Origin of the sequence: Micromonospora wenchangensis (assembly GCF_002210435.1) — a bacterium.
Taxonomy (GTDB): Bacteria; Actinomycetota; Actinomycetes; order Mycobacteriales; family Micromonosporaceae; genus Micromonospora; species Micromonospora wenchangensis.
On record NZ_MZMV01000045.1, the window covers coordinates 1 to 16,711 of the forward strand.

Annotated in this window: 16 protein-coding genes and 2 pseudogenes; 6 read left to right on the forward strand and 12 right to left on the reverse strand. The window is 74.7% G+C overall.

Translation table 11 applies throughout. From position 1 onward, the window contains the following. The 8 genes and pseudogenes from mutM to rsmD all read right to left on the reverse strand — a co-directional run. Nucleotides 1–781: bifunctional DNA-formamidopyrimidine glycosylase/DNA-(apurinic or apyrimidinic site) lyase (gene mutM, locus B5D80_RS23115; RefSeq protein ID WP_088646030.1), on the reverse strand; the 781-nt coding region annotated here is incomplete at its 3' end. Then, nucleotides 774–1,640 (reverse strand): ribonuclease III, encoded by an 867-nt coding sequence (rnc, locus tag B5D80_RS23120; RefSeq protein ID WP_088646031.1) that lies wholly within the window; start codon nt 1,638–1,640, stop codon nt 774–776. The genes mutM and rnc, both read right to left, overlap by 8 nt. 167 nt (nt 1,641–1,807) lie before the next feature. After that, nucleotides 1,808–2,734, reverse strand: a pseudogene (locus B5D80_RS23125) (phosphate acyltransferase PlsX); the annotation flags it as partial. A gap of 135 nt (nt 2,735–2,869) precedes the next feature. Further along, nucleotides 2,870–3,043, reverse strand: coding sequence for a 50S ribosomal protein L32 (rpmF, locus tag B5D80_RS23130; protein ID WP_088646032.1), 174 nt, complete (start codon nt 3,041–3,043; stop codon nt 2,870–2,872). Nucleotides 3,044–3,048: 5 nt separating this feature from the next. Continuing rightward, a complete protein-coding gene (locus B5D80_RS23135; RefSeq protein ID WP_088646033.1) occupies nt 3,049–3,612 on the reverse strand; it encodes a YceD family protein in 564 nt (187 codons plus the stop codon). A 110-nt stretch (nt 3,613–3,722) separates the two neighbouring features. After that, nucleotides 3,723–4,220 (reverse strand): SPFH domain-containing protein, encoded by a 498-nt coding sequence (locus B5D80_RS23140; RefSeq protein ID WP_088646034.1) that lies wholly within the window; start codon nt 4,218–4,220, stop codon nt 3,723–3,725. Nucleotides 4,221–4,373: 153 nt separating this feature from the next. Beyond that, nucleotides 4,374–4,859 carry a pantetheine-phosphate adenylyltransferase gene (gene coaD, locus B5D80_RS23145; RefSeq protein ID WP_088646035.1) on the reverse strand — a complete coding sequence of 162 codons (486 nt, stop codon included), beginning with the start codon at nt 4,857–4,859 and terminating at the stop codon, nt 4,374–4,376. Then, a complete protein-coding gene (gene rsmD / locus B5D80_RS23150; RefSeq protein ID WP_088646036.1) occupies nt 4,856–5,419 on the reverse strand; it encodes a 16S rRNA (guanine(966)-N(2))-methyltransferase RsmD in 564 nt (187 codons plus the stop codon). The genes coaD and rsmD overlap by 4 nt, the downstream gene beginning before the upstream one ends. A gap of 306 nt (nt 5,420–5,725) precedes the next feature. Here rsmD and B5D80_RS23155 point away from each other — a divergent pair, with 306 nt between their 5' ends. From B5D80_RS23155 to B5D80_RS23170, 4 genes and pseudogenes are all read left to right on the forward strand, one after another. After that, nucleotides 5,726–7,009, forward strand: coding sequence for a hypothetical protein (locus B5D80_RS23155; RefSeq protein WP_088646037.1), 1,284 nt, complete (start codon nt 5,726–5,728; stop codon nt 7,007–7,009). Nucleotides 7,010–7,135: 126 nt separating this feature from the next. Then, nucleotides 7,136–7,978, forward strand: a pseudogene (locus B5D80_RS23160) (ABC transporter ATP-binding protein); the annotation flags it as partial. Nucleotide 7,979: 1 nt separating this feature from the next. Further along, nucleotides 7,980–8,741 carry an ABC transporter permease gene (locus B5D80_RS23165; protein ID WP_088646038.1) on the forward strand — a complete coding sequence of 254 codons (762 nt, stop codon included), beginning with the start codon at nt 7,980–7,982 and terminating at the stop codon, nt 8,739–8,741. A 30-nt stretch (nt 8,742–8,771) separates the two neighbouring features. Next, entirely contained in the window at nt 8,772–9,542 is a 771-nt protein-coding gene (locus B5D80_RS23170) for a MerR family transcriptional regulator (RefSeq protein ID WP_088646039.1), read from the forward strand. A gap of 60 nt (nt 9,543–9,602) precedes the next feature. Here B5D80_RS23170 and recG read toward each other — a convergent pair whose 3' ends face one another. Together recG and B5D80_RS23180 are read right to left on the reverse strand one after the other, a co-directional pair. After that, the gene (gene recG / locus B5D80_RS23175) at nt 9,603–11,807 is read right to left on the reverse strand and encodes an ATP-dependent DNA helicase RecG (RefSeq protein WP_088646040.1); all 2,205 of its coding nucleotides are present in this window, start codon (nt 11,805–11,807) and stop codon (nt 9,603–9,605) included. Beyond that, the gene (locus tag B5D80_RS23180; RefSeq protein WP_088646081.1) at nt 11,804–13,423 is read right to left on the reverse strand and encodes a DAK2 domain-containing protein; all 1,620 of its coding nucleotides are present in this window, start codon (nt 13,421–13,423) and stop codon (nt 11,804–11,806) included. The genes recG and B5D80_RS23180 overlap by 4 nt, the downstream gene beginning before the upstream one ends. A 227-nt stretch (nt 13,424–13,650) precedes the next feature. Here B5D80_RS23180 and rpmB point away from each other — a divergent pair, with 227 nt between their 5' ends. Both rpmB and B5D80_RS23190 read left to right on the forward strand, forming a co-directional pair. Continuing rightward, nucleotides 13,651–13,842, forward strand: coding sequence for a 50S ribosomal protein L28 (gene rpmB, locus B5D80_RS23185; protein WP_013284551.1), 192 nt, complete (start codon nt 13,651–13,653; stop codon nt 13,840–13,842). A 111-nt stretch (nt 13,843–13,953) separates the two neighbouring features. Then, on the forward strand, nt 13,954–15,207 hold the full coding sequence (locus B5D80_RS23190; RefSeq protein ID WP_088646041.1) for an ATP-grasp domain-containing protein: 1,254 nt from the start codon (nt 13,954–13,956) through the stop codon (nt 15,205–15,207). Nucleotides 15,208–15,266: 59 nt separating this feature from the next. Here the strand turns inward: B5D80_RS23190 and B5D80_RS23195 are convergent, their stop codons facing one another. After that, a complete protein-coding gene (locus B5D80_RS23195) occupies nt 15,267–15,728 on the reverse strand; it encodes a GNAT family N-acetyltransferase (protein ID WP_088646042.1) in 462 nt (153 codons plus the stop codon). Nucleotides 15,729–15,750: 22 nt separating this feature from the next. Then, complete coding sequence (locus B5D80_RS23200; RefSeq protein WP_088646043.1) at nt 15,751–16,689, reverse strand: thiamine-phosphate kinase; 939 nt, start codon at nt 16,687–16,689, stop codon at nt 15,751–15,753. Nucleotides 16,690–16,711: the final 22 nt, after the last annotated feature.

The following is a 16,711-nucleotide window of genomic DNA, read 5'->3' on the forward strand; positions in this document are numbered from 1 at the left end:
GGCGGATCGGCGCGCCGCACCGCCGGCAGGGCTCACCCTCCCGGCCGTAGACGTTCAGCGACCTGTCGAAGTAGCCGCTCTCCCCGTTGACGTTGACGTACAGGTCGTCGAAGCTGGTGCCGCCCTGCGTGATCGCCTCGCCGAGGACGTCCCGCACGTGCCCGAGCAGCCGGCCCGCGGCGGGGCCGGTCACCGCGTCGGTCGGGCGGGCGCCGTGCAGCCGGGCCCGCCACAGCGCCTCGTCGGCGTAGATGTTGCCCACCCCGGACAGCAGCGTCTGGTCCAGCAGGGCCCGTTTGACCTCGGTACGCCTGCGGCGCAGCGCGGCGACGAACCCCGCGTCGGAGAACTCCGGGTCCATCGGGTCACGGGCGATGTGGGCGATCTCGGCGGGCAGCTCGGCGCCGCCCTCGCTGACCGCGAGCCCGCCGAACGTCCGCTGGTCGACGAAGCGCAGTTGCGGGCCGTCGTCGGCGAACCGGAACCGGACCCGCAGGTGCAGCTCGTCGGCCGCCTCGGCCGGCTGGAGCAGCAGCTGCCCCGACATGCCCAGGTGGCCGACGAGGGCGTCCCCGCTGTCCAGCGGCAGCCAGAGGTACTTGCCGCGCCGCCGCACGTCGGTCACCGTCCGGCCGGCGAGCACGTCGGCGAAGTGCGCCGGGCCGGGCGGGTGCCGTCGCACGGCCCGGGGGTGACGCACCTCCACCGTCGAGATCCGCCGGCCGATGACCCACTGGGCCAGTCCCTGCCGTACGGTCTCGACCTCGGGCAGCTCAGGCACGACCCAGTCCCGCCTCGGCGGTCTCGTCGGCCGCCGGGGCCGCCGCGTCGACCGCCGGGCCGCCGCCGTTCGACCCGGGCGTACCGTCCGGGGCGGCCCCGGGCGTCGCGTCCGCGTCGGCCGGCGGGGTGTCGGCCCGGTCCTGCTCGGCCTGCGCGGTGAGTTCCCGCCAGGCCGCCTCGGCGGCCCGCTGCTCGGCCTCCTTCTTGCTGCGCCCCTCCGACCCGCCGTAGCGGTTGCCGGCCACCACCACCCAGGCGGTGAAGGTCTTGAGGTGGTCCGGGCCGGTGCCCTCGATCCGGTACTCGGGCACCCCCAGGCCGAGCGCGGCGGTCAGCTCCTGGAGGCTGGTCTTCCAGTCCAGCGCCGCGCCCCGGCCCGCCGACTCGGCCATCAGCGGGTCGAACAGCCGGTGGATGACGACCGCGGCGGTGTCCAGCCCGTGCTGGAGGTAGATCGCGCCGAGCAGCGCCTCGAGGGTGTCGGCGAGGATGCTCGCCTTGTCCCGCCCGCCGGTGGTCTCCTCGCCCTTGCCGAGCAGCAGGTAGGCGCCGAGCCCGTCCGGGCCGAGCCCCCGGGCCACGTCGGCCAGGGCGCGCATGTTGACCACGCTGGCCCGCAGCTTGGCCAGCTGCCCCTCGGGCAGGTCGGGGTGGTTCCGGAACAGCGCCGTGGTGATCACCACGCCGAGCACCGAGTCGCCGAGGAACTCCAACCGTTCGTTGGTGGGCAGCCCGCCGTTCTCGTACGCGTACGACCGGTGGGTCAGGGCCCGCTCCAGCAGCTCGGCGTCGAGTGTCACCCCGAACGCCGCCTCCAGGTGGCTGACGGGCGCACGCCGCCGCTTGTCGTTGCTCATGTTCCTACCTCTGCTTCGGTCCCGCCGGGGTACGCGGGCGGATGATCCGCGTGCCGGGCGGCGGGTGCGTTCTTAACCGTCGGGTCGACCGGCGCGGGTCCGGTGGTCACCGCCACCGCGTCGGCCCGGTCGGCGGCCGGGCGGGTGGGGGTGTCGTCCCGCTCCGGGTCGGTGGAGTCGCCGGCGGGAAGGAGCGCGACCTGCTCCCGGACCTGGTCGGTGGCCCGGCGACGCCAGAGGTGGGCGGCCAGGGCGATACCGGAGGCGACGTCGTCCGGGGTCGCCGCGCCGTGGCAGACCACCACCGTCCCGGCGACGCCGAGCAGGGCCGCCGCCCGGGGCGCGCCGCCGCTGGCCGGCGGGCCCCCGGCCATCGCGTACGCCCCCTCGATGGCCTTGAGCAGGATGTTGCCGGTGAAGCCGTCGGTGACCACCACGTCGGCGCGGACGCCGGCCGTCACGTCGTACCCCTCGACCAGGCCGACGTAGCGGGCGTCGCCGGGCAGCGCGGTGGCGGCGAGCAGGGGGTCGGCGGTGCGGCGCGGGCGGTCCCCCTTGCCGGCCTCGGTGCCGACCGAGAGCAGGCCGACCCGGGGGGCGGCGACGGCGTGGGCGACGGCGGCGTAGGCCGCGCCGAGCACGGCGTGCCGGGCCAGGGTGGCCGGGCGGGGTTCCAGCGAGCCGCCGACGTCGAGCAGGACCACCGGGCCGGAGACGGCCGGGAGCGTCGCCACCAGCGCGGGCCGGCGCACGTCGGGCCAGCGGCCGAAGCCGAGGGCGGCGGCGGAGACGGTGGCGCCGGTGGACCCGGCGGAGACGAGCGCGTCGGCGGCGCCGTCACGGACGGCGCAGACGGCGGCCCGGACGGTGCTGTCGGCGCGGGGCGCGTGCTCGGTCGGCCCGGCGGCGGTGCGGGTGGCGCGGATGGTGATCCGGGTCCGTTGCGCCGGGGTCAGGGCGTCGACGACCCCGGCCGCGACCTCGGTCGGGCCGACGAGCAGCAGGTGCAGGTCCGGGTCGGCCCGCACCGCCCGCAGAGCGCCGTCAACCACGACGGCGGGAGCATCGTCCCCGCCGAGGAGGTCAACGGCGATCCGCGCGGTGCCCGACTCCCTCGCCGGGCCGGCCGGATCAGGCCGGCCGGCGTCGGAGGGAGCCGGGGCACCGGGCGATCGCCGGGGTGCGCGCGCCACCCGACCCGTGGTCGGGGGTGTCACTCGGCGTCCAGGTCAGACCTCGAGGACCTGGCGGCCGTTGTACGTGCCGCAGACGGAGCACGCCGCGTGCGGCAGCTTGGGGGACTTGCACTGCGGGCAGGCCACGGTCGCGACCACAGCCGCCTTCCAGTTCGCCCGGCGGGACCGGGTGTTGCTGCGCGACATCTTGCGCTTGGGGACGGCCACGGTTCCTACTCCTCTGTACGGTTCAGTTGCGACAGGCTCGCCCAACGCGGGTCGGTCTGCTGGTGGCTGTGTTCGGCCGGCAGATCGTCCCGGTGCACCCCGCATTCGGGGCACAGTCCCGGGCAGTCCTCCCGGCAGAGCGGGTTGGTCGGCAGCGTGAGCACCACCGCGTCCCGCAGCGCCGGCTCCAGGTCGATCAGATCGTCCTGCATCCGGCCCACCTCGTCCTCGTCGGTCGTGATGTCCGTGGTGCTGTTCTCGTACGCGTACAGCTCCTGGACGTTCACGGTCAACGAGTAGTCGATCGCGCGCAGGCAACGACCGCACTCGCCCTGGACGGGACCGGTCACGGTCCCGGAGACGAGCACGCCCTCGGACACCGACTCCAACCTCAGGTCGAGGTCGAGGTCCGCGCCCTCCGGCACGCCGATCAACTCCACGCCGAGGTCCGCCGGTGCCGGCACGACCCGCCGATGCGTACGCAACGCGCCAGGGCGACGCGGCAGGTCCCTCGTGTCGAGGACCAGCGGCGCCCTGGGGTTGAGTGATGAAGGCGAGTGTTTGGGCATAGTCAGACTCCGGCCGGTGAGAGGCCGACAAAAAAGGTTACCTGGGCGACCACCGGGTCGTCGAACCGGGGGCGACGCCCGACCCGTCCGTCGGTGGGATGAGGTGCCGCTCAGAAGGGTAACGGGCGTTCCGCCTCGTCCCCACCGAAGGTGCCGATCTCCCGCAGCGCGTGCATCTTGTCCCGCCCGCGCTCGATCGAGGCCAGCGCCCGGGTGAGGAACTGCTCGAAGTTCGCCAGCGCGGTGTCGACGTAGTCGTCGACCTCCTCGCGCAGCCGCTGCGCCTCGGCGCGGGCCTCGGCGATGATCCGGGCCCCCTCGTGCTCGGCGGAGACGGTGATCTCGTTCACCGAGACCAGCCGGGCGTGTTCCGCCTCACCCTCGCTGATGATCCGGTCGGCCTCCCGCTTGCCGGCCTCCATGATCTTGTCGCGTTCCTCCAGCAGGGCGGCGGCGCGGCGCAGGTCGGCGGGGAGTTCGGCGCGCATCTCGTCGAGGGCGGCGATCATCTCGCCCCGGTCGACCATGCAGTTGTTGCGCGACATCGGGACGGAGCGCGCCTGCTCCACCATGGCGATCAGTTCGTCGATGCGGTCGAGCGGGTCCACCGGTACCTCACTCCTGTCGTTCGTCGGCCGACCTACATGATGCGGCCTGCGCCCGGCTTCGGCGCTGCACCACATGATGTCGTGCCCCGGCCACCACCGCCGCCACCACCCCGGCCCGACGCGCCGCCCGGGTCCGGCGCGACGGCACGACGGTCAGGGACGCGGGACGGTCAGCCGGGCCTGCAGCGCCCGGCGGACGGTGTCGGGCACGTGGGAGGAGATGTCGCCACCCCACTTCGCCACGTCCTTGACCAGGCTGGAGGAGAGGAACGAGTAGAGCGGGTTGGTCGGCATGAACAGCGTCTCCACGCCGGCCAGGCCGATGTTCATCTGGGCCATCTGCAACTCGTAGTCGAAGTCGCTGACCGCCCGCAGGCCCTTGATCAGCACACTCGCCTCCTGCGCCCGGCAGAAGTCGACGAGCAGCCCCCGGAAGGACGCGACCCGCACGTTGCCGTACGAGGAGGTGACCTCGCGCAGCATGTCGATCCGCTCCTCGACGGTGAACAGGCCGCTCTTCGACTGGTTCACCAGCACGCCGACGATCACCTCGTCGAAGAGCCGGCTGGCCCGTCCGATGATGTCGAGGTGTCCGTTGGTGACCGGGTCGAACGAGCCGGGACACACCGCACGTCTCATGATCGGCGACCGTACCAAAGAGTGGTCTCGCCGTAACGCCGGCTGCGCCCGGCGGTGATGCCCCGCACCCAGCCGACCGGGCCGCTGCGGGTGGACCGTTCGACCACCACCAGCGCGTCGGGGGCGAGCCAGTCGTGCTCGACCAGCCCGGTCAACAGGGCGGTGATCTCGTCGTCCGGCACCGCGTACGGGGGGTCGGCGAAGACCACGTCGTACGGCGCGTCGCCGGGCCCGGCCGCGACCACCCCGGCCACCCGGCCGGTGACCAACCGGGCGGCGGGGGCGGCCCGCAGGGCGGCGACGTTCTCCCGGATCACCCGGGCGGCCCGGGGGTCGGACTCGACCAGCAGCACGTGCGCCGCGCCCCGGGACAGCGCCTCCAGCCCGACCGCGCCGGAGCCGGCGTACAGGTCGGCGAAGCGCGCCCCGTCCAGGTCCACCTCGGCGGCGACGGCGCTGAACAGCGCCTCCCGGACCCGGCCGGAGGTGGGCCGGGTGCCGCCGCCGGCGGGTGCGGCGATCCGTCGTCCGCCGAGCGTGCCGGCCACGATCCGGGTCACGGTCTGCCCCTGTGCATGCCTGTGACGCTACGCGACGGGCGGCGCGGGCCGGCGACGCGGTGCACCCCGGTCGGGTGACCACGTGATCACGTGGGGTTGATCAATGATCTCATATGTATAACAACACTCCGGGTGCCGGCTGTGCACTGTGTCCGTATCGACGGGCCCACTAGGGTCGGCCCGGTGCCGGTGCCGCTCCGCCGGCCAGGGCGCCGCACGGCGTCGTCACGGCGCTCCGGACGCAGGCCGTGACCCGGCAACGCCATCCCCGCCGCGCCCTGACGCATCCTCACCCCGGGAGTACGCGTGATCCGTCCCAAGCTGTCGCCACGGCGACCGCTCGCCGCGACCGCCGCCGCCCTGGCCGGCCTGGCCACGGCCCTCGCCCTGACCGCCCCGGCGGGCGCCACCTCAGCCTCACCGTCCCCGACCGCCACGGCCACGCCGACGGCGACCGCCACGCCGAGCGCGACGGCGACCACCCCGTCCGGCGGCGAGCCCGGGCCGTCCTGCGTCGCCGCCGCCGACGCCCGCTACACGCACACCTTCGACGGGCCGGCGGGCAAGGCGTCGATCACCCTGACCAACGGCCCGCTGTGCCGGGGCGAGGAGCAGGACCTGGCCCTGGTGTCGTACGTGACGCCGTCGGCGAAGTTCGCCGTCCCGCAGTACGTGCTCGACAAGTCGGTCAAGAAGTTCACCGGGGTGGCCCCGGGCGAGCTGGGCGTGGCCACCCTCGACTTCGCCGTCGAGGTGCCCAACTGCTACACCCAGGTCGACTTCGTCTTCGGCAGCAAGCTGATCGACCCGCTGACCGACACCAGTGACCGGTACGGCGACCGCAAGGTCGGCAGCCCGACCGGTATCGGCGCCCGCTCCACCGGCCCGCGCGCCTGGTACAACGGCGGCTCGGGCACCTGCTCGGCGGCACCTGAGGTGATCGCCGAGTCCGACTGCGACGGCAACGTCGAGCTGACCCTGGTCAACCGCAGCGGCAACGCCGAGGCGACGTTCGCCATCGTCGGCAGCGGCGGCTTCACCGAGAAGGTGACCGTCCCGCTGCGCAAGATCGAGACCCGCAAGCTCAGCGCCGGCGAGGCGCAGGAGATCACCGTCACCGCCCCCGGCATGAAGGACTTCACCGGCGGCTGGCAGAAGCCCGCCGACTGCCAGCAGCCCGAGGTCGGCACCCCCGACGCCAGCTACGAGTCGAGCTGCGACAAGATGATCTTCCGGATCAGCAACCCGGAGGACGGCACCCCGCTGACCTCCGTGTTCACCCCCAGCAAGGGCGAGCCGAAGAAGCTCACCGTCGAGCCCGGCCGGACCGGGACGGTCAGCTTCCCGGCCAGCAAGGGGCTCACCGTCACCGTCACCGGTGACCTCGACTCCGGCGGCCCGCTGAAGTGGGAGCAGCCGAAGGACTGCCCGTCCACCGGTGGCGGCGGTGGCGCCGGCGACCAGGACGGCGGCCTCCCGGTGACCGGCGCGGCGGCCGGCGCCATCGCGGCCGGCGCGGCCACCCTGCTGGTGGCCGGCGGGGTGCTCTTCCTCGTCGCCCGACGTCGGCGCATCCGCTTCACCGTCTGACCCGCGGCGCGCCCGTAGGGCGCTGACCCGCAGGCACGTCCGCAGGGCGCGTCGACCGACCGGTCGACGCGCCCTGCGCGGTTCGGGCTTGACCCTGACGCAGCGTCAACCTCGCATGCTGACGCCATGTCCACGACAGAGTCGACGCGAACCTCCGGGCCCGCGATCCAGATCCGGGGCCTGACCAGGTCCTTCCGCGAACTTCCGGTGCTGCGCGGGGTGGACCTCGACGTGGCCCCGGGCAGCATCCTCGCCCTGCTCGGCGCCAACGGAGCGGGGAAGACCACCCTGGTACGCATCCTCGCCACCCTGCTCCGGCCGGACGGCGGAACGGCCCACGTGCACGGCTTCGACGTCACCACCCAGGGCGCGCGGGTACGCGAGTCAGTCAGCCTCACCGGCCAGTTCGCCGCCGTCGACGAGATCCTCACCGGCCGGGAGAACCTGGTGCTGGTCGCCCGGCTGCGCCACCTGCCCGACCCCGGCCGGGTCGCGGACGACCTGCTCGGCCGGTTCGCGCTCACCGACGCGGGCGGCCGGCGGGTGGGCACCTACTCCGGCGGGATGCGCCGCCGCCTCGACATCGCGATGAGCCTCATCGGCGACCCACCGGTGATCTTCCTCGACGAACCCACCACCGGGCTCGACCCGCAGGCGCGCATCGAGGTGTGGCAGGCCGTCCGGGAACTCGCCCGCCGGGGCACCACGGTGCTGCTCACCACCCAGTACCTCGACGAGGCCGAACAGCTCGCCGACCGGATCGCCGTGCTGCACCACGGGCGGATCATCGCCGACGGCACCCTGGCCCAGCTCAAGCAGCTCCTTCCGCCCGCCACTGTCGAATACGTCGAGAAGCAGCCCACCCTGGAGGACGTGTTCCTCGCCATCGTCGGCGACGACGGCCCCACCGCCGACCCCGACCGCACCCGGACCCCGTCCGCCCCGCCGGTACGAACCACTGAGGACCCCGATGACCAGACACTTCCTGGCGGACACCGCCGCCCTGCTCGGGCGCTCGCTGCGGCACATCAGCCGCAGCCCGGACACCGTCATCACCACCACGATCATGCCGATCGCGTTCCTGCTGCTGTTCGTCTACGTGTTCGGCGGCGCGATCCGGACCGGGTCCGACCGGTACGTGAACTACCTGCTGCCCGGCATCCTGCTGATCACCGTCGTCTCCGGCATCTCCTACACCGCGTACCGGCTCTTCCTGGACCTCAAGGGCGGCATCTTCGAGCGGTTCCGGTCCATGCCGATCGCCCGCTCGGCCGTGCTCTGGGCGCACGTGCTGACCTCGCTGGTAGCCAACCTGATCTCGCTCGTGGTGGTGGTGCTGGTCGCCCTCGCCATGGGCTTCCGCTCCGGGGCCGGCCCGCTGGCCTGGCTGGCGGTCACCGGCATCCTGCTGCTGTTCATCCTGGCGCTGACCTGGCTCGCGGTCATCCCGGGCCTGACCGCCACCTCCGTGGACGGCGCGAGCGCGTTCTCCTACCCGCTCATCCTGCTGCCGTTCGTCAGCTCGGCCTTCGTGCCCACCGACACCATGCCCGGCCCGGTGCGGGCCTTCGCCGAGCACCAGCCGGTGACCTCCATCGTGAACGCCCTGCGTGGCCTGCTCGGCGGGCAGCCGGTCGGCGACGAGGTGTGGACCGCGCTCGCCTGGTGCGCCGGCCTCCTCGTCGTCGCGTACGGCGGCGCGATGGTCGTGCACCGCCGTCGGGTCGGTTGACGGTGCTCCCGGGTCGGGCAGGCTGAGGCCATGTTGACGATCGGACGGCTGGCGTCGTACGCCGGGGTGACCATCCGGGCCGTGCGGCACTACCACCAGATCGGGCTGCTGCCGGAACCGGAACGCGACGCCTCCGGCTACCGCACGTACGACGCCGCGGCGGTGGTGCGGCTGGTCCGCATCCGCACCCTCGCCGAGGCCGGTGTGCCGCTGGCCCGGGTCCGCGAACTGCTCGACGCCGACGCGGAGACGTTCGCCGCCGCGACCACCGGGATCGACCGCCAGTTGCGGAGCCAGATCCGCACGCTCCAGGAACACCGGCGGCGGATCGCCCGGCTCGGCGACGGTGACACCCTCGCCGTCCCGGCCGAGGTGGTCGACTACCTGGACCGGCTCCGCGCCGCCGGGGTGCCGCCGATAGCCGTGCAGGCCGAACGCGACGGGTGGATCCTGATGGCGGCCCGGTGGCCGGACGCCATCCCCGGGATGATGGCCGACAAGGTGGCCCAGCTCGACAATCCCCGGGTCGTCCAGCTCTACCGGTTGATCGGTCGGGTCGCGCAGGACTGGCAGGACGAGGAGCTGCTGCGGGAGACGGCCGACCTGATGGCCGAGTTGTTCGCCCAGGCGGAGGCCGACGGGGAGCTGGCGATGCAGGAGGAGGTCACCCCCGACCCGGCGTTCGTCAGGTTGATGGACGCGTTCGCCGACGCCGCCCATCCCGTCGTCAGGCGGCTGCGCGGGCTCGTCGCCGACCGGGGCTGGACCGGCTGGACCGTCGTCGAGAAACGCCGTCCCTGAGCCGTCCCGCCGGGCCGTGGCGCACCCGCCGGCCCGCCGTCCCCCCGCCGGGGGCGGCGGTCAGCCCTTCTCCAGGTACTCCGCGCGTTCCTCGTCGACCAGGGCAGCCACCGAGGCGGCCAGGGCGGGGTGCCGGGCCAGCTCCGGGTCCTGGTCGACCAGGACGACGGCCTCGGCCCGCGCGTCGCGGATCAGGTCGGCGTCGCGCAGCAGGGAGAGCAGCCGCAGGTGCGAGCGGCGGCCGGACTGGGTCGCCCCCAGCACGTCACCCTCCCGGCGCTGCTCCAGATCCAGCTCGGCCAGCTTGAACCCGTCGGTGGTGGAGGCGACCGCGTCCAGCCGCTCCCGCGCCGACGAGCCCTCGGCCGCCTCGCTGACCAGCAGGCAGAGCCCCGGAGCCGAACCCCGGCCGACCCGGCCCCGGAGCTGGTGCAGCTGCGAGACCCCGAACCGGTCGGCGTCCAGCACGATCATCACGGTGGCGTTGGGCACGTTCACGCCGACCTCGACCACCGTGGTGGCGACCAGCACGTCGAGGTCGCCGTCGGCGAAGGACCGCATCACCGCGTCCTTCTCGTCGGCGGGCAGCCGGCCGTGCAGGACGCCGATCCGCAGCCCGTGCAGCGGCCCCTCGGCCAGCAGCGGGGCCACCTCGGTCACCGCCAGCGGCGGACGTCGCCCGTTGTCGTCTTCGCGGGGCGGCTCCTCCTCGCCCACCGGCCCCTCACCGATGCGCGGGCACACCACGTACGCCTGGTGGCCGGCGGTGACCTCCTCGCGCACCCGCCGCCACGCCCGGTCCAGGAAGGCCGGCTTCTCGGCCGCCGGCACCACGTGCGAGGCGATCGGGGACCGGCCCTGCGGCAACTGGGACAGGGTGGAGGTCTCCAGGTCGCCGTAGACGGTCATCGCCACCGTGCGCGGGATCGGGGTGGCCGTCATCACCAGCACGTGCGGCGGCTGGTCGGCCTTGGAGCGCAGCGCGTCGCGCTGCTCCACACCGAACCGGTGCTGCTCGTCGACCACCACCAGACCCAGGTCGGCGAAGTCGACGCCCTCGTAGAGCAGGGCGTGGGTGCCGAGCACGATGCCCGCCCGCCCCTGCGCGACCTCGGCCAGGGCCCGCCGCCGGGCCGCCGCGCCCAACGAGCCGGTGACCAGCTCCACCCGGGTCGCGTCGTCGGCCGCGCCCAGCTCGCCGGCCTGGGCCAGCGGGCCGAGCAGGTCGAGCATGCCCCGGTGGTGCTGGGCGGCGAGCACCTCGGTCGGGGCCAGCAGCGCCGCCTGGCCGCCCGCGTCGACCACCTGGAGCATCGCCCGCAACGCCACCACCGTCTTGCCGGAACCGACCTCGCCCTGCAACAGCCGGTGCATCGGATGCGGGGTGGCCAGGTCGGCGGCGATCTCGACACCGACGTCCCGCTGCCCGGGGGTCAGCTCGTAGGGCAGCCGGGCGTCGAACGCGTCGAGCAGGCCACCCGCCTTCGCCGGGCGCGGCTTCGCCGGCCAGGACGCCGCCCGCAGCTTGCGCTGCACCAGGGTCAGCTGCACGGCGAACGCCTCGTCCCACTTGAGCCGGCGACGGGCCCGGTAGAGCTCCTCCTTGCTGGACGGCCGGTGGATCTCACGCAGCGCGGTACCGATGCCGACCAGCTTCCGATCGGCCCGCAGCGACGCCGGCAGCGGATCGTCAGGCGGGGTGACCGTGTCCAGCACCACCCGGACGCACCGGGCGATCACCCAGGTCGGCACGGCGGCGGCGGCCGGATAGACCGGGATCAGCGCCCCGGCGAACTCCTCGACCTCCTCCGAGGCCGCCGCCTCGCCCTCGCCGCCCTCGCCGAGCAGCACGTACTCGGGGCCGTTGAGCTGCCGCCTGCCCCGGAACTCGGTGACCTTGCCGGCGAACAACCCCCACCGGCCGGGGCGCAGCTCGCGTTCCCGCCACGCCTGGTTGCCGAAGAACGTCAACGTCAGCGTCCCGCCCGAGTTGTCGCCGACGGTCACCTCCAGCAGGTTGCCCCGGCGCTGCCGCATCGGGCGCACCGCCGTGCGCTGCACCTGGGCCAGCACGGTGACCTGCTCACCGACGTCCAGCGAACGGATGTCGGTGTGCTCGCCGCGCTCGTCGTAGCGGCGCGGGAAGTGGTACATCAGGTCACCGGCGGTGTGCAGGTCGAGATGGCCGGCGAGCGCCTTGGCGGTGCGCTCCCCGACCAGCTTCGTCAGCGCGGTGTCCACCGTGGCCGGTTCGGACGTCGTCATTCGACCCCCACCAGGAGCGGATAGTGCGGTTGCCCGCCCGGGTACGCCTGCACCTCGACGAAGGGCCAGCGCCGGGCCACGTGCTCGCGGACCGCCTCGGCGAGCCCGGCCGGGGCGTCCGCGCCGGTGAGCAGGGTGACCAGCTCGCCGCCGCCGCCGAGCATCCGGTCGACCACGGCGGCGCAGGTGTCGACCAGGTCGCTGCCGATCAGGTGCACCTCCCCCTCGACCAGGGCCAGCACGTCGCCGGGCCGGCACGGGCCGGCGACGGTCAGCGCCTCCCGGCTGGCGTGGCACACCTCGGCGTACCGGCAGGCCCCGGCCGCCTCGGCCATCGCGATGACGTCGTCGGCGAACCGGCGCTGCGGGTCGCGGACGGCGAGCGCGGCCAGCGCCTGCACCGGCGAGCGGGTCGGCACCACGCTGACCTTCACCCCGAGCCGGTGCGCCTCCCGAGCGGCGGCGCTCGCCACGGCCTGGGTGTTCGGGTCGTTGGGGAGGACCACCACCCGGGCGGCGGCGGTGGCCCGGATCGCGTCCAGCAGCTCGCCGGTGGACGGGTTGCCCGGCACCACCGTCGCCCCCTCCCCGCCGAGGAGTTCGGCGATGCCGACCCCGGTCGCGACCACCACGGCCGCCCGGCCCTCGGCGGTCGGTCCGGGGGCCGGCGGGGCCTGGTCGGCGAACCGGGTCACCGAGATCCGGTACGGCCGGCCGGCGGCCACCCCCGCCTCGACGGCCGCCCCGACGTCGTTGACGTGGACGTGGACGTTCCAGGTGGTGGATTCGGCGGGTGAGCCGGCATCGCCGACCACCACCAGCGAGTCGCCCAGCGTGGCCAGTTCGGCGCGCAGCCGGGTCACCGCCTCGTGCGGGGCGTCGAGCAGGAACTGCACCTCGTAGGCGTACTCGGGGGAGCCGGTCTCCCGGACGGCGGTCAGCGGCGGGCGCACCGGACGGACCACCGGTGCCGGCCAGGCCGGGGCCTCCCCCGTGACCACCTCGACCAGCGCGTCGAGCAGCAGGCAGAGCCCCCGGCCGCCGGCGTCGACCACGCCGGCCCGGCCCAGCGCGGGCAACTGCCCGGGGGTACGCGCCAACGCCCGGGCCGCCTCGCCGGCCGCGGCCCGGGCCACGGCGCACAGGTCGTCGCTGTCGGCCCGCTCGGCGGCGGTCGCGGCGGCGGCGACCACGCTCAGCACGGTGCCCTCGACCGGCCGGGCCACCGCGGCGTAGGCGGCGGTGGTGGCGTCGCGCAGCGCGGCGGCCAGCGCCCGGCCGGCGACGGCGGGCACGTCGCCGAGCGTGTCGGCGAGGCCGTGCAGGATCTGCGAGAGGATCACCCCGGAGTTGCCCCGCGCGCCGAGCAGCGCGCCCCGGGCCATCAGCCGCAGCGCCCGCCCGTGCGGGGTCGTGCCGTCCTCGGGCAGGGTGCCGAGCTCCATCGCCAGCGCCTGCTGGGCCGAGGTGAGGGTGAGCACGAGGTTGGTGCCGGTGTCCCCGTCGGGCACGGGATAGACGTTCAGCTCGTCGATCTCGCCCTGGTGCCGGCGCAGCGCGGCGAGACCGCTCGCGCACCAGCGGCCCACCGCGGCGGCGTCGAGGGTGTCCAGCACGGCCAGAAGCCTACTGGCGGCGGCCGACACCCGCCGGGGCCGGCCGGCGCGTGTCCCCGTGCCTTCCGGCCCGGTCCCGGCCGGCGCACCCGGGCCGGGCCGGGACGGCCGCCGGGGGCCGGGACGGGCCGGTTGGTCCTGCCCGGGGGGCATCGGGTAACCTGGCCAGGTTGTCCGGGCAGCGCCTGCCGGCGACCTCATGAACGTATCAATCTCAGGAGTATCCCGTGGCTAGCGTGTGCGACGTCTGTGGCAAGGGGCCGGGCTTCGGCCACAACGTGTCCCACTCGCACCGGCGGACCAACCGCCGCTGGAACCCGAACATCCAGTCGGTGCGTACCCCGGCCGGTGGGGGCACCACCAAGAAGCTCCAGGTCTGCACCTCGTGCATCAAGGCCGGCAAGGTCACCCGCGCCTGACCTGGCGACACCTCCACCGCCCCAGCTCCGATCAGTACCGGCGGGCCTCCCGGCCCGCCGGTACTGTCGTGTCCCCGGAACCCGGTGGCCGACCCGTACGGAGGACGACCGTTGGACCTCGACCTGGGCCGTGACGAGATGATCGTCGTGGGCGCCTCGCTCGGCATGCTGCACTGGTTCGCCGAGGAGCTACCGGCGGGCAGCGTGGTGCTCGTCGAGGAGCCGGAGATCATCGCCCGGCGGGACGTCACCGCCACGGCGGCCCGGCTGCCGGTGGTGTCCCGGGTGGTGCCCGCCCGCTACCAGACCGGCCTGGACGTCGAGGAGCTGCTCGCCCGGGAGCCGGGGCTCAGCACCGCCCGGCTGGTGATGCCCGGCCTGGAGTACGCGGTAGGCGCCACCGCCCGGCTCGCCGAACGGCTGGGCCTGCCCGGCGCCGGCCCGCAGGCCGCCGACGTGTTCTCCGACAAGCACCGGATGCGCCTGCTGGCCGACCGGGCCGGGCTGGCCAATCCGGCGTACGAGCTGGTCGACTCCCCGCAGCGGGCGGCGGCGTTCGCGGCCCGGTTCGGTGGCCGGTGCGTGCTGAAGCCGACCCGCCGCTCCGGCAGCCTCGGCGTGCAACTCGTCGACGCCGGTGACGACGTGGCGGCGGCCTGGTCGGCGACCGCCACCCCGGAGGCGCCGGTGGAGGCGGCCACCGACCTGCCCACCGAAGTGCTGGTCGAGCAGACCCTGGTCGGCCCGGAGTACAGCGTCGAACTGCTGGTCGCCGACGGCGAGGTGGGCTTCGCCAACGTCACCGACAAGCGGGTGCTGCCCGGTCGTCGTCCGGTGGAGACCGGGCACACGGTCCCCTCGGCGCTGCCGGCGGCCGGCCACGCGGAACTCGTCGCGGCGGCCACCCGGCTGGCGGCGGCGGCCGGCTTCCGCACCGGTGTGCTGCACAGCGAGTGGATCGTCGCCGACGGGGTGCCGACGCTGGTGGAGTGCGCCGCCCGGCTGCCCGGCGACATGATCGCCGCGCTGGTCTCGGTGGCGTACGAGTGCGGGTTCATCGACGCCTACCTGCGGACGCTGCGCGGCGAGCGGCCCCGGCTGCCGGCCCGGCCGTCCGGGGCGGCGGCGGTGGAGTTCCTGCTGCCGCCGCCGGGGACGCTGACCGCAGTCGACGGGCTGCGCGACGCCCGCCGGGTGCCCGGCGTGCTCGCCGTGCAGCTCGACGTGGCCGTCGGGGACCGGGTCGGCGAGGTCACCTCGTCGGTGCGCCGGGGTGGGCACGTGCTGGCCTGGGGCGCCGACCCGGCCGAGGCGGCGGCCACCGCCCGGGCCGGTGCCGACCGGCTCCGGTTCACCGTCGCCTGACCCCCGCCGACGGCCCGGTCCCGCCGCTGCGGGGGGGGACCGGCGGGCCGGACGACCGGTCAGAGCGTGCGGCCGAACGACAGGCAGCCGGGGGCGTCGGCGTAGTAGCCGAAGTTGGGGATCCGCTCGTACCCCGCCGAGGTGTAGAGGGCGACCGCCTCGGGCTGCCGGTCACCGCACTCCAGGATGATCCGCTTGCGTCCGTGCCGGCGGGCCGACTCCTCGATGGCGGCGAGCAGGGCGCGGGCCACCCCGCGCCCCCGCACGACCGGGGTGGTGTACATCCGTTTCAGCTCGGCGGCGTCCGCGCCGTGGCTGCGCCACCCCGCGCAGCCGACCGGCTCGCCGTCGAGATGGGCGACGAGGAAGTCGCCGTGCGGCGGGACGAACTCGGTGTGGTCGACGGGGGTCTCGTCGCCGCTGCCGCCGTACCGGACGCCCAGGTCGGCCATGGTCGCCCGGATGAGCGTCTGGGCCACCGGCGAGTCGAAGCCCAGCGGCCGGATCTCGATCTCACTCACGGGTGAAGGGTACGACCGCCCCTTACCGGAAGTGGTCCCAGCCGGCCGGTCCGTCGTACGCGTCACCATCGACGGTCACCCCGCCGCCCTCGACCACCCGGCCCACCGTCCGCCACCGGTCCGGCAGCGCCACCGTCGCGGGGAAGGTGGCGACCAGGGCGTGATCGTCACCGCCGGCCAGGATCCAGGTGTACGGGTCGACGCCGAGCGCCTGGGCGGCGTCCCGCATCTGCGGCGGCACCGCGAAGGCGTCCCGCCGCAGGTCGACGCCGACACCGCTGGCCTTCGCCAGGTGGCCCAGGTCGGCCAGCAGCCCGTCCGACACGTCGATCATGGCGGTGCCGCCGAGTCGGGCGGCCTCCGGCCCGGCCTGGTAGGGCACCTCCGGCCGCCGGTACGCCTCGACCAGCACCCGGGGGGTGCGGAACCCCCGGGAGAGCACGGTCAGCCCGGCGGCGGCCCAGCCGGTGCGGCCGGCGAGCGCCACCACGTCACCCGGCCGGGCGCCGGAGCGGACCACCGGTGCCCGGCCCGCCAGGTCGCCGAGGGCGGTCACCGCGATGGTCAGGGTGGGGCTGGCGGACATGTCGCCGCCGACCACCCCCGCGTCGACCAGCGCCGCCTCGGCGGCCAACCCGTCGGCCAGCTCCTCCACCCAGGCGGTGTCCAGGTCGGCGGGGATGCAGAGGGCCACCAGCAGGGCGGTGGGGGTGGCGCCCATGGCGGCGATGTCGGCGAGGTTGGCCGCCGCCGCCCGGTGCCCGACGTCCCGCGCGCCCGACCAGTCCCGCCGGAAGTGCCGCCCGTCGACCAGCACGTCGGTGGAGGCGACCACCCGCCGGTCGGCGGCGGCCACCACGGCGGCGTCGTCGCCCGGCCCGAGCAGGCAGGACGATCCGTACGTCAGCCGGGTGGTCACCCGGTCGATGAGGCCGAACTCGCCCACGTCCGCGACACCCATGTCTTCCTTCCGACACGCTCGC

Bases quoted from the DNA above. Each gene is read 5' to 3' on its own strand.
- rnc (WP_088646031.1), bottom strand. From the start codon at position 1,640: ATGAGCAACGACAAGCGGCGGCGTGCGCCCGTCAGCCACCTGGAGGCG.
- B5D80_RS23135 (WP_088646033.1), bottom strand. From the start codon at position 3,612: ATGCCCAAACACTCGCCTTCATCACTCAACCCCAGGGCGCCGCTGGTC.
- coaD (WP_088646035.1), bottom strand. From the start codon at position 4,859: ATGAGACGTGCGGTGTGTCCCGGCTCGTTCGACCCGGTCACCAACGGA.
- B5D80_RS23165 (WP_088646038.1), top strand. From the start codon at position 7,980: ATGACCAGACACTTCCTGGCGGACACCGCCGCCCTGCTCGGGCGCTCG.
- B5D80_RS23170 (WP_088646039.1), top strand. From the start codon at position 8,772: ATGTTGACGATCGGACGGCTGGCGTCGTACGCCGGGGTGACCATCCGG.
- recG (WP_088646040.1), bottom strand. From the start codon at position 11,807: ATGACGACGTCCGAACCGGCCACGGTGGACACCGCGCTGACGAAGCTG.
- B5D80_RS23200 (WP_088646043.1), bottom strand. From the start codon at position 16,689: ATGGGTGTCGCGGACGTGGGCGAGTTCGGCCTCATCGACCGGGTGACC.